At 68.9% G+C, this 11728-nt stretch carries 10 protein-coding genes and 1 tRNA gene; 9 read left to right on the top strand and 2 right to left on the bottom strand.

Annotated elements, in window-relative coordinates:
• The first annotated feature begins 98 nt into the window (after window positions 1-98).
• The 5 genes from OG782_RS20605 to OG782_RS20585 all read left to right on the top strand — a co-directional run bounded on the left by OG782_RS20605 (window position 99) and on the right by OG782_RS20585 (window position 5544).
• On the top strand, window positions 99-944 hold the full coding sequence (locus OG782_RS20605) for a 2-amino-3,7-dideoxy-D-threo-hept-6-ulosonate synthase (protein ID WP_406453038.1): 846 nt from the start codon (window positions 99-101) through the stop codon (window positions 942-944).
• Between the two features lie 67 nt (window positions 945-1011).
• On the top strand, window positions 1012-2118 hold the full coding sequence (gene griH, locus OG782_RS20600) for a 3-amino-4-hydroxybenzoic acid synthase (protein ID WP_406453036.1): 1107 nt from the start codon (window positions 1012-1014) through the stop codon (window positions 2116-2118).
• Window positions 2119-2126: 8 nt separating this feature from the next.
• On the top strand, window positions 2127-2903 hold the full coding sequence (locus OG782_RS20595) for an amidohydrolase family protein (protein ID WP_406453034.1): 777 nt from the start codon (window positions 2127-2129) through the stop codon (window positions 2901-2903).
• Window positions 2904-3001: 98 nt separating this feature from the next.
• The gene (locus OG782_RS20590; protein WP_406453032.1) at window positions 3002-4309 is read left to right on the top strand and encodes a phenylacetate--CoA ligase family protein; all 1308 of its coding nucleotides are present in this window, start codon (window positions 3002-3004) and stop codon (window positions 4307-4309) included.
• 23 nt (window positions 4310-4332) lie between these two features.
• Window positions 4333-5544 (top strand): FAD-dependent monooxygenase, encoded by a 1212-nt coding sequence (locus OG782_RS20585; protein ID WP_406453030.1) that lies wholly within the window; start codon window positions 4333-4335, stop codon window positions 5542-5544.
• A gap of 115 nt (window positions 5545-5659) precedes the next feature.
• On the opposite strand, the gene OG782_RS20580 is transcribed toward OG782_RS20585, so the two are convergent.
• Together OG782_RS20580 and OG782_RS20575 are read right to left on the bottom strand one after the other, a co-directional pair.
• Window positions 5660-6907, bottom strand: a complete 1248-nt coding sequence (locus OG782_RS20580) for an aspartate kinase (RefSeq protein WP_406459172.1) — start codon at window positions 6905-6907, stop codon at window positions 5660-5662.
• A 238-nt stretch (window positions 6908-7145) separates the two neighbouring features.
• A tRNA-Thr gene (locus tag OG782_RS20575) sits at window positions 7146-7218 on the bottom strand.
• Window positions 7219-7378: 160 nt separating this feature from the next.
• On the opposite strand from OG782_RS20575, the gene OG782_RS20570 reads away from it, so the two are divergent.
• The 4 genes from OG782_RS20570 to OG782_RS20555 all read left to right on the top strand — a co-directional run bounded on the left by OG782_RS20570 (window position 7379) and on the right by OG782_RS20555 (window position 11665).
• A complete protein-coding gene (locus OG782_RS20570; RefSeq protein ID WP_406453028.1) occupies window positions 7379-8779 on the top strand; it encodes an RNA-guided endonuclease InsQ/TnpB family protein in 1401 nt (466 codons plus the stop codon).
• Window positions 8780-9162: 383 nt separating this feature from the next.
• Window positions 9163-10299 (top strand): ABC transporter ATP-binding protein, encoded by a 1137-nt coding sequence (locus tag OG782_RS20565; RefSeq protein ID WP_406453026.1) that lies wholly within the window; start codon window positions 9163-9165, stop codon window positions 10297-10299.
• Window positions 10300-10506: 207 nt separating this feature from the next.
• Window positions 10507-10920 carry a hypothetical protein gene (locus OG782_RS20560; RefSeq protein ID WP_406453024.1) on the top strand — a complete coding sequence of 138 codons (414 nt, stop codon included), beginning with the start codon at window positions 10507-10509 and terminating at the stop codon, window positions 10918-10920.
• A gap of 34 nt (window positions 10921-10954) precedes the next feature.
• Entirely contained in the window at window positions 10955-11665 is a 711-nt protein-coding gene (locus OG782_RS20555; RefSeq protein WP_406453019.1) for an NDP-sugar synthase, read from the top strand.
• Window positions 11666-11728 lie beyond the last annotated feature (63 nt).

Raw genomic sequence — 11728 nt, 5'->3', positions numbered from 1 at the left:
CGGCGAAAGCTTGCCGAAGACGGGCCAGGGGCAAGCCGAGCGGGCCAGGACCGAGAACCGCCGGCCGCCGCCCCGCACCCGCAAGGAGGGGATGTGCGATGTTCACCAATCTTTCATTCGGCCGCAGGCTCCGGCTGAGGCGCCTGTACGACGACGGCGCCCCACTGCTCGTCGTACCACTGGACCACCCCATCAGCGACGGACCGATCACCATGCGGGACGGCGGGCTGGACGCACTGGTCGGACAGCTCACCGACAACGGCGCCGACGCGGTGGTCCTGCACAAAGGAGGACTGCGCCGCGTCAGCCCGGACCGGTTCTTCCGCACCTCACTGATCGTCCACCTCAGCGCGAGCACCATGCACGCACCGGACCCGGACGACAAATACCTCGTCAGCAGCGTCGACGAAGCACTGCGCCACGGCGCCGACGCGGTCAGCGTGCACGTCAACCTCGGCTCGGCCGAGGAACGCCAGCAGATCACCGACCTCGGCCACGTATCCGACCTGTGCGACCGCCGGAACGTACCGCTGCTCGCCATGATCTATCCGCGCGGCCCCAAGGTCACCAACCCGCGGGACCCCGCCCTCATCGCCCACGCCATCACCGTCGCCGCCGAACTCGGCGCCGACATCGTCAAGACGCCGTACGCCGGCACACCCGACGAAATGGCGGACGTCGTCAAGGGCGCGCCCATCCCCGTCATCGTCGCCGGAGGCCCGCGCAGGACCACCGTGCCCGACGTACTGGCCTACGTCGACGAAGCCCTGCGCGGCGGCGTCAGCGGCTTCGCGATGGGGCGCAACATCTTCCAGTCCGCCGACCCCGGCGCGATGACACGCCAGATCGCACAGCGCCTGCACCAACTGCGCGGCCACGGCGTCGGGGACAGCCCCGCCATGGACAACCCGCACCAGGAACAGCTCAGCACCCTCGTCGGCTGAGCCGCACCGGCCACCGGCCGGCCCCGCACCACGACCACACCACTCATCTCTCCACGGGAGCACCGAAATGAAGATCAGCTGGCTGGACGTCCGAGGTCTCGGCGAGGCCAAGGAGGCCATCCTCCAGGAGGCCCTGCACTACCGCGTCGAAGGCCTCGTCGCGGACGACGCCGCCGATCTGGCGGACCTGCCGCCCACCATCACCAAGATCCTCTTCCCGCGGGGCAACAAGCTGCCCGAAGACTTCGGGGACGCCACCGTCGTCATCGTCGAACCCGCCCGCCACGGAGTCACCCCGGCCGAACTCGCCATCAAACACCCCGGCGTGGAATTCGGCCGCTTCGTCGAGATCATCGACGCGCCGACCCTGGAAGACGCCTGCGAGTCGGCACGCACCGAGAAGTGGAGCCTGCTCCTCTTCCGCGACCCCACCAAGATCCCGCTCGAGATCGTCATAGCCGCGGCCGCACGCTCGACCGGCAGCCTCGTCACCATCGCCCAGGACGTCGAGGAGGCCGAGATCATCTTCGGCGTCCTCGAACTCGGCTCGGACGGCGTCATGATGGCGCCCAAGACCGTCGGCGACGCCGCCAAGCTCAAGGCCGCCGCCCAGTCCGACGTACCCGACCTCAACCTCACCGAACTCGAAGTCGTGGAGACCTCGCACATCGGCATGGGCGAGCGGGCGTGCGTGGACACCTGCACCTACTTCCGCGAGGACGAGGGCATCCTCGTCGGCTCGCACTCCAAGGGCATGATCCTCTGCGTCAGCGAGACCCACCCGCTCCCCTACATGCCCACCCGCCCGTTCCGGGTCAACGCCGGCGCCATCCACTCGTACACCCTCTCCAAGGACGAGCGCACCAGCTACCTCAGCGAGCTCAAGGCCGGCAGCAAGGTGATGGCCGTCGACATCAAGGGCAGCACCCGGATGGTCACCGTCGGCCGGGTCAAGATCGAATCCCGACCGCTCATCTCCATCGACGCCGTCGCACCCAACGGCCAACGCGTCAACCTCATCCTCCAGGACGACTGGCACGTCCGGGTCCTCGGCCCCGGCGGCACCGTACTCAACAGCACCGAACTCAAGCCCGGCGACAAGGTGCTCGGCTACCTGCCGACCGAGGACCGCCACGTCGGATACCCGATCGACGAATTCTGCCTCGAGAAGTGAGCCCGCACATGTCAGCGGCGCAGACCGGACAACCGGTGCTGGACTTCCACGTCCGGCTCGCCCCGGTGCCCCAGGCACCAGGGCGGCTGCTCGCCGCCATGGACGAGTGCGGCATCGGACGCGCGGTGGTCTGCGCGGGCGGCACCATGCCGCTCGCGCAGCTCTCCCGCTTCCTCGTGGAGGGCGGACACATCGAGTCCGACGCCGACAACGACGCCGTACTAGGGGCCTGCGCCGCATCGGACGGCCGGCTGATCCCGTCCTACTTCGCCAACCCGCACCAGGACCCCGAGCACTACCGCCGCGCGGCAGCCGACTTCCGCGGCGTGGAGATCTCCCCGGCGGTACACGGAATCGCACTCACCGATCCACGCACCGCCGGCCTCGCCGAAATCGCCCAGGACGTCGGACACAGCATCTACACCGTCTGCCTCGAACGCCCCGGCAGCCGCGTCGCCGACCTCGTCACGCTCGCCACCCGCTTCCCCGAGGTCACCTTCGTCCTCGGACACGCGGGCATCGGAAACATCGACCTGTACGCCGTCGAACTGATCACCCCGCTGCACAACGTGCTGCTGGAGACATCCGGCGGCTACACCTGCGTAGCCCGCGCCGCAGTCGAACAACTCGGCGCCGACCGCGTGCTCTTCGGCTCCGAGGCCCCGCTACAGCACCCCGAGGTGGAACTGACCAAACTCCGCCACCTCGGGCTCGACGACGACGACTGGCAGAAGGTCGCCGGGCGCAACGCCTGCCGTCTTCTCGGACTGGAGGAAACGGAGTGACGACAACCGACAAACTCCCCGGCGCCGCAACGACGACCGGAGAAATACCCCGCCCCCGAGCAGCGGGGTCCGGAGAACCGCCCCGCGCCGGAACGACGGTGCCCGGCGACCTCCCACGCATCGGCGACTGGTCCACATACGAAGAACTGGCCGCCCTGCAACAGGCGACGCTGCCCCGGATACTCGCGCAAGCCGCCAAGTCACCCTTCTACCGGGCCCGGCTCGGCACGGACGCGATGACCGGCGACCCCACCGCCTTCCACCGGCTCCCCACCACCACCAAATCCGACCTCCGCGAGAACTACCCCTTCGGCATGCGCGCCGTACCCAACAGCGAACTCGCCACCTACCACGAATCCAGCGGCTCCACCGGCCGGCCCACCCCCTCCTACTACACCCAGGACGACTGGGTCGACCTCGCCGAACGCTTCGCCCGCAAATGGGTCGGCATGGACGCCTCCGACACACTCCTCGTCCGCACCCCGTACGCCCTGCTGCTCACCGGGCACCTCGCCCACGCCGCAGGCCGGCTGAACGGCGCGACCGTCGTACCCGGCGACAACCGCTCACTCGCCATGCCGTACTCACGCGTGGTCAGAGCCCTGCACGACCTCGACGTGACCCTGACCTGGTCCATGCCCACCGAATGCCTGCTGTGGGCCGCCGCGGCCAGGGCCGCGGGCCTCAACCCCGGCCAGGACTTCCCCGCACTGCGCGCACTCTTCGTCGGCGGCGAACCGCTCAGCCAGGCCCGACGGGCCAGAATCAGCAAACTGTGGGGAGTACCGGTGGTGGAGGAGTACGGCTCCACCGAAACCGGAAGCCTCGCCGGCGAATGCCCGCACGGCCGGCTGCACCTGTGGGCCGACCGCGTCCTGTTCGAGGTCCGCGACCCCGACACCGGGACGATCAGCAAGGAAGGCGCGGGACAACTCGTCGTCACCCCGCTCCACCGGGCAGCCATGCCCCTGCTCCGCTACAACCTGGAGGACTCGGTCGAGGTCTCGTACGACCCGTGTCCGTGCGGCTGGGTACTGCCCACCGTCACCGTCCTCGGACGAGCCCTCCACGGACACCGGATCGGCGACACCCTGGTCACCCAGCACCGGCTGGAGGACCTCGTCTACCGCCTCCCCTTCGAGTACGGAGTGCTGTTCTGGCGCGCGCAGACCACCGCCCGCCACCTGCGCGTCGAGATCGAGGTGACGGCCGGGCACCGGACCGCCGCATGCGCCGAACTGGCCGACGCCGTAAGGCGGGAGCTGGGCGTGGAGTGCCTGATCGAGGGGGTCGACCCGGGCACCCTGGTACCGCATGATGTGCTCACCGGCATGCCCGACGTAGTCAAACCCAGGAGTCTGTTCGGCCCGGACGAGGACTGGAACAAGGCCATCCTCTACTACTGAGGCCCCCGTCGAGAGTTGTGATCATGATCCAGAATCGAACGCCTTCCCTGGGGAGAAACGGCGTCCGCATCGCAGTGGTGGGCGCCGGCATCGCCGGCCTCACCGCGGCACTGTCCCTCAGCCGTGCCGGCATGCGCTGCGAAGTCTTCGAACAGACGAGGAACCTCCGCGAAGTGGGGGCCGGCGTCCAGCTCGCCCCCAACGCCACCCGCCTCCTGCACCGCCTGGGCCTCGGCCGCCGGCTGAGCCAGGTCGCGGTCCGCCCCTCGGCCGTGGAGATGCGCAGCTGGGACGAGAACCAGCTGCTCGGGCGCACGGAACTCGGCGACGCCTGCGAAGAGCTCTACGACGCGCCGTACTACACGGTCCACCGCGCCGATCTGCACCAGGCACTGCTGTCGAGCATCGACAACAACGTCCTGCACATCGGACGCAGGTGCGTGGGCGTGGAGGAACTGCCCGAAGGGGTACGGCTCCGCTTCGAGGACGGTTCCACGTACGAGGCCGACGTGGTGATCGGCACCGACGGCATCCACTCGGTGGTGCGCGACACCCTCGCAGCGGACGAGCCCACGTTCTCCGGGCAGTCCATCTACCGGGGGCTGGTCCCTGCCGACCAACTGCCCTTCCTGATGGAGGATCCCAAGGTCCGGCTGTGGTTCGGACCCGACCAGCACTGCGTCTGCTACCCGGTGAGCGCCGGACGGTGGATCAGCGTCGGGGCCACGGCTCCGGCCGGCGACTGGTCGGTCGAGTCCTGGACCGCACAGGGCCGCGCCGAGGAACTGCTCGAGACCTACCAGGGCTGGAACGACGAGGTGCTCACCGTCCTCAAGTCCGTTCGATCCGTTGGCCGTTGGGCCCTGCACGACCGCGACCCGCTCACCCGCTGGTCCACCCGCCGCACGACGGTCGCCGGGGACGCGGCACACCCCATGCTGCCCTTCCAGGCACAGGGAGCCAACCAGGCGATCGAGGACGCGGTCGTCCTCACCGCCGCCCTCCAGGGCGTCCAACCGGACGGCATCCCGGACGCGTTGGCCCGCTACGAGCGGATACGCCGCCCCCGCACCGACGGACTGCAACAACTGTCCCGGGCGAACTCCCGCAGCTTCCACCTCTCCGACGGAGAAGGACAGCGCGAACGCGACCTGGTCCTGGCCGGCACCCAGAGCCTGCGCGAGCAGGCCTGGCTGTACGGGTACGACGCCGAGTCGGCGTTCCTCGCCACATAGCCGGCACCCCGGAGACGGACGAGGAACGACGCACGACGCACGACGCACGAGGAACGACGGACGACGCCGCGGCTCACGGGCCGCGGCGTCGTCGTGCCATCCCCACACCCACTCGTCACCCGAGAGGGGCGACGCCCGCGAACGCCTCGGGACCCGCCGACGCGAACTCCGCGTGCAGCAGCCGCAGGGCCCGTACGTGGTCCTGCCTCGGCACGATCACGGAGACGCGCAGCTGGGAGCTGGACACCCAACTGGTGCCGATCCCCGCCCCGGTGAGAACCGTCGTCAGACGCGCCAGATACTCCGGACGGTTCAGCAGCCCCATACCGATCAGCGACACCTTGGCAACGTCCGTGTCCACCCGGACACCGCCGCCGAAGGCCGCCACGGCGGACTCGAGCGGCTCCACGATCCGGGCGACATCACTGTGCCGCACGGTGAACCCCATCCGGAACTCGTCCTCCTGCGGACCCGAGCGGGCGACAAGATCCGCGGGCACCGCGTTGCCGGCGAGAACGACCAGGATCTCGGAGGCCGGGTCGCTCCGGCCCTTGCAGTGCACGAGGACCCGCGCGACATCCGCGTCCGACGTGATGGCGGTGATCGCGCTCCCGGTCTCCAGCGAGCCCGTACCGCCCCGGCTCACCACCGTCCCCTCCCGGTCGGACAGCGAACTCCGGACATGCAGCTCGACCCCCTTGGCCGCGGCCAGCTCCGCCGACCTCGCATGCAGGACCTTCGCCCCCGAGAAGGCCATCTCCACCATGACGTCCGCGGCCACGTGCGGAAGCTTCCGGGCCGACTCGACCAGCCGCGGATCGGCCGTGTAGACGCCGTCCACGTCCGTGTAGATCTCACAGCCCCCCGCATCCAGGGCCGCCGCGAGCGCGACGGCCGTGGTGTCGGACCCGCCACGGCCCAGAGTGACCACGTCGCCCGAGTCGTTGAGCCCCTGGAAGCCCCCGACGACAACCACCCGCTCCTCGTCCAGGCAACGCCTGATGCGCCCGGTGTCGATCGAGTCGATCACCCCCTCCCCGTACCGGCCGACCACCCGGATACCGGCCTGCGCCCCGGTGAGCGAGACGGCGGGCACCCCCAGCCGCTCCAGCGCCAGAGCGAGCAACGCCGCCGAGGCGTACTCACCCGTCGCCAGCAACTGGTCGACCTCCCGCGGCGCGCGCCGTGCCGCGTGCCGCCCCCCGACTTCCTCGACCAGGCCCAGCAGTTCGTCGGTGGTGTCCCCACGGGCCGACACCACGACCACGGTCCGCTTGCCGGCGCGGCGGGTGGCCGCCACCCGCTCGGACACCCTGCGGAGTCTTTCCATCTGAGAGAGCGAACTGCCCCCGTACTTCTGCACCAAGATGTCCAAGACTGGCTCCGTCCCCGGTTCAGGATCCCGGCCGAGCGGTCGAGTAGCGTGCTCGGGCCAGTGGGGAGCCTGCCTTGCCCCTGAAGCCGGGACATCCCCCGATCGCGGGAATCCGACGGGTGAGCCCGCCCGCCGCTCCGGCCCGAGAGACCCCTGGCAGCGACAGCGGAAGTAGGGCCAGAAAAAGGAAATCCCAGGCCAGCATGGCTGCTGACCTGGGGTTTTGAGCCGCCTGTCGGAATCGAACCGACGACCTTCGCATTACAAGGGCGGCGCTCTACCAACTGAGCTAAGGCGGCAACGCGAACGAAAGGAAAGGCACGCGCGCGAGCCCTCACTCTACACAGCGCCCCACCCGCCGATCCAGGAAGTTCCACCCGCCCCGTAACCGTCCGAGCACCCGTGCGTGAAGAACACTGACGTACTGATCCGGATATCGGACAGTCGGGGGAGGCAAGCATGACGGACACCGCGGACCGGTCGACACGGGTGACGGGCGACGAGGCCAAGCGCATCAAACGCGAGGCTCTGGGCATCGCCGACCGCAAGAAGCACCACGGCCGGGCAACGACCGCCATGAAGAGCCGGGCCAAGGAGCCCGGCACACAGCAGCGCGTGTACCGGTACCGCTTCTACCCGACTCCGTCGCAGGCCGAGCAGTTGGAGAAGACCTTCGGAGCCTGCCGCTGGGTCTACAACGAGGGGCTGGCGCTCCGGGTGGGCGCCTGGGAACGGCATCGCGTTTCCGTGGGGTTCGCCGAGTCCTGCCGGGCGTTGACGGGGTGGCGCCAGTCGTCGGAGACGTCCTGGCTGGGTGAGGTGTCCTCGACGGTGCTGCAGCAGTCGTTGCGACATCTGGACGGAGCGTTCACGCGGTTCTTCAAACAGTTGGCGAAGTACCCGCAGCGGAAGACGAAGCGCCGGTCGCGGGATTCGGCGACGTATGTACGGACCGGTTTCCGCTGGGCGGAGAATCCCGAGCGGCCCGGTACGGGGCTGGTGACGCTGGCGAAGCAGACGGTGCCGCTGGACGTGCGGTGGTCCCGGCCGCTGCCGGCCGGGGTGACGCCGGTGAAGTTGTCGGTGACGCGGGACCGGGCGGGCCGGTACTTCGTGGCGATGCTGGTCGAGGAGCGGATCGATCCCCTGCCTGCCGCCTTCGTACCCGGAGGACGTGAACCGAAGGCCGTGGGGATCGATCTGGGGCTGGCCTCGCTGGTGACGCTGGACGACGGAACGAAGGTGGATCATCCGCGGCTGCTGAAGAAGTACGAAAGGGAGCTGGCGCGGCTGCAGCGGGAGCTGCACCGCAAGAAGAGGGGGTCGCAGAACCGGGGCAAGGCCCGGGAGCGCATCGCCCGGCTGTACGCCCTGATCAGCGACGTGCGCAGAGACATGCTGGACCGGCTGACCACCCGCCTCGTGCGCGAGAACCAAGTGCTCGTGGTGGAAGACCTGGCCATCATGAATCTGCTGCGTCCTGCCGCCGGGAAAGGACGTCGGCGCAAGGCCCGGCTGAGCCGGTCGATCATCGATGCGGCCTGGGGCGAGCTGCTCCGGCAGCTGCGCTACAAGTGCGCCTGGTACGGGCGGACGCTGGTGATCGTGGACCGCTTCTTCCCGTCGACGCGTCGGTGTTCCGACTGCCACGCCAAGGGGCCGTCACTCGACGTGTCCGTACGGGAGTGGACCTGCGCGGAGTGCGGTGCGGTGCACGACCGGGACGTGAACGCTGCGCGGAATCTCCGGGAGGAGGGCATGCGGCTGTACTGGCTGGTGGCCTCCGCGCTCCCGCCGGGGCGGATGCCTCCGTCTGTGATCAAGGCATCTGAGCTGCCAGACGTACTGCTGGCTGCATGAAGAAGTGAAGGACTGCGGTACGGACCGACGGGCCGTCGGCCGTAAAGCCTGTGGAGCCCGTGTAAGACCGGCCCGGTACACCCATCAGGGGTGCGTCGGGGTGGCAGGGGTGTTGAAGCAGGAAGTGTCACAACCGTGGCGAGGGTCAAAAGTGATTTGCTCTGCCGCCGTGCACACAAGGTCAAAAGTCAACCGCTCTGCCAGGGCCTTCCCAGCAGAAGCGCTGCCACCCCACCCCGCCAGGAGATATTCCTCCCCAGAGAACTACTGACAGATCCGAAATCGCCAGGTAGCGTCGCTGGAGGTTCACTCAGGTGGACCAGACCACTCCCTTTACAACGGATCGTCCGGCACGTTCCTGCCGGTTGAGGAGAAGATTCAGCATGGCCAGTGTCACGTTCGACAAGGCGTCCCGCGTCTACCCCGGCTCCACGAAGCCGGCGGTCGACCAGCTCGAGATCGACATCGCGGACGGCGAGTTCCTCGTCCTCGTCGGTCCCTCCGGTTGTGGCAAGTCGACCTCCCTGCGCATGCTCGCGGGTCTCGAGGACGTCAACGGCGGCGCCATCCGCATCGGTGACCGCGACGTCACGCACCTGCCGCCGAAGGACCGGGACATCGCGATGGTGTTCCAGAACTACGCGCTGTACCCGCACATGTCCGTCGCGGACAACATGGGCTTCGCGCTGAAGATCGCCGGTATCAACAAGACCGAGATCCGGGCGAAGGTCGAAGAGGCCGCCAAGATGCTGGACCTCACCGACTACCTCGACCGCAAGCCGAAGGCGCTCTCCGGTGGTCAGCGTCAGCGTGTCGCGATGGGCCGCGCCATCGTGCGTGAGCCGCAGGTCTTCCTCATGGACGAGCCGCTGTCGAACCTCGACGCCAAGCTCCGTGTCTCCACCCGTACGCAGATCGCCTCGCTCCAGCGCCGTCTGGGCATCACGACCGTGTACGTCACGCACGACCAGGTCGAGGCCCTCACCATGGGTGACCGCGTCGCGGTCCTCAAGGACGGTCTCCTCCAGCAGGTCGACTCGCCGCGCAACATGTACGACCGCCCGGCGAACCTCTTCGTGGCCGGCTTCATCGGCTCCCCCGCCATGAACCTGATCGAGGTCCCGATCACCGACGGTGGCGTGAAGTTCGGCAACAGCGTCGTCCCGGTCTCCCGTGAGGCGCTCACCGCCGCCGCGGACCGTGGCGACACGACCGTCACGGTCGGTATCCGTCCCGAGCACTTCGACATCGTCGAGCACGGCGGCGCCGCCGCGAAGTCCCTCACCAAGGACTCCGCCGACGCCCCGGCCGGTCTGGCCGTGTCGGTCAACGTCGTCGAGGAGCTCGGCGCCGACGGCTTCGTCTACGGTGGCGCCGAGGTCGGTGGCGAGCACAAGGACCTCGTCGTCCGCGTCGGCGGCCGCGCCGTCCCGGAGAAGGGCACCAAGCTGCACGTCGTGCCGCGCCCGGACGAGCTGCACGTCTTCGCGACGTCGACCGGTGAGCGTCTCACCGACTGATCCCGCACACGCTGTACGGTGGCCCCGCACGTTCTCCGTGCGGGGCCACCGCGCGTTGGGGGGTTTGGACGGGCGGCGGCAAATTCCCCGGCACAACGGTCATTTCACTCCGATTCGTCAACACGGGATTCGAAAAGCAGAGTCGAACCGTCCCTCGCGAGGGTGACGTAATGTCGCCGAATCACCACTGACCGCTACGCTCGCTGCGTGACCCACACCGCGCGCCGTATCGGCCGATCCCTCGCTTTCGTACTGCCTGTCGTCTTGGTCCTGTCCGGGACCCTCGCGGTCACCGCCGTGCCGTGGGCAGCTCGCAACTCCGACTCGACGATGCTCACCGCGTCGGCTCAGACCGTGTCCAAGCGCGCCAAGGCGCGCACCCCGCAGGACGTTCTGCGCGACAAGCTTCTCCTGGAGCTCCAGGAGAAGGACCCGGGTGTCGCGTTGACGGATCTCCAGCGTGCCGTCGAAGGCCGGCCGTCGCTCGCGAGGCACTGCATGTCGATCGCGAAGGCGCTGGGGAAGGCGGCGGTCGAGCAGTACGGTCCGACGCGTGCGCACCGGTTCTCGCGTCCGGTCTGTGACACGTCGTTCGCCTCGGGTGTCGCACAGTTCAGCTGACCGCTCCGGCCGGGCACGGCATATCGTGCCTGGCATGCATACGTTTCCGACGCAGGCCGTGATCCTGGCGGGTGGCCAGGGATCGCGGCTGCGCCCGTATACCGATGACCGCCCCAAGCCGATGGTCGAGATCCCGGGTACCGGGACGCCGATCATCGGCCATCAGCTTTCCTGGCTGGCCGCGGAGGGCGTGACCGATGCCGTGGTGTCGTGCGGGCATCTGGCCGAGGTGTTGCAGGAGTGGCTGGCCGAGGCGGTGCTGCCGCTGCGGGTGACGACGGTGGTGGAGTCCGAGCCGCTGGGCCGCGGTGGCGGGCTGAAGTACGCGGCGGCGCGGCTGCCCGAGCCCGAGCAGCCCTGGTACGCGACCAATGGTGATATCTGGACGCGTTTCTCGTTGCGTGAGATGGCCGCGTTCCATGCGGAGCGTGATGCGACCGCGACGCTGGCCCTGGCCCGGCCGCGGATTCCGTGGGGTGCGGTGGAGACGGACGCGTTCGGGCACATCACGGATTTCATCGAGTCCCCGCCGTCGCCGTATCTGATCAATGCGGGGGTGTACGTGTTCTCGCCGGCATTCACGGCGTTGTTGCCGGACCGGGGTGACCATGAGCGGACGACGTTCCCGCGGCTGGCGCGTGAGCGCCGGCTGGCGGGCTTTCCGTTGCCGCACGGGGCGTACTGGCGGGCCATCGACACGGCGAAGGACCTGACGGAGGCGGCGAAGGAGCTGAACGGGCAGTAGGCCCGGCGCCTGTGGCCGCGGGTCCGTGGCGAAGGGGCGGGTACCGGTTGGGATTCCGGTACC

The sequence above is a fragment of the Streptomyces sp. NBC_00876 genome (genome assembly GCF_045207435.1).
Classification (GTDB): Bacteria; Actinomycetota; Actinomycetes; order Streptomycetales; family Streptomycetaceae; genus Streptomyces.
The sequence above is the reverse complement of the archived record's forward strand: the minus strand, read 5'-3'. Positions and strand labels throughout refer to the sequence as shown.

What these genes read in the sequence shown, in the direction of transcription:
- OG782_RS20605 (WP_406453038.1), top strand. Translation starts at nt 99, where the DNA reads ATGTTCACCAATCTTTCATTCGGCCGCAGGCTCCGGCTGAGGCGCCTG.
- griH (WP_406453036.1), top strand. Translation starts at nt 1,012, where the DNA reads ATGAAGATCAGCTGGCTGGACGTCCGAGGTCTCGGCGAGGCCAAGGAG.
- OG782_RS20595 (WP_406453034.1), top strand. Translation starts at nt 2,127, where the DNA reads ATGTCAGCGGCGCAGACCGGACAACCGGTGCTGGACTTCCACGTCCGG.
- OG782_RS20585 (WP_406453030.1), top strand. Translation starts at nt 4,333, where the DNA reads ATGATCCAGAATCGAACGCCTTCCCTGGGGAGAAACGGCGTCCGCATC.
- OG782_RS20570 (WP_406453028.1), top strand. Translation starts at nt 7,379, where the DNA reads ATGACGGACACCGCGGACCGGTCGACACGGGTGACGGGCGACGAGGCC.
- OG782_RS20565 (WP_406453026.1), top strand. Translation starts at nt 9,163, where the DNA reads ATGGCCAGTGTCACGTTCGACAAGGCGTCCCGCGTCTACCCCGGCTCC.
- OG782_RS20555 (WP_406453019.1), top strand. Translation starts at nt 10,955, where the DNA reads ATGCATACGTTTCCGACGCAGGCCGTGATCCTGGCGGGTGGCCAGGGA.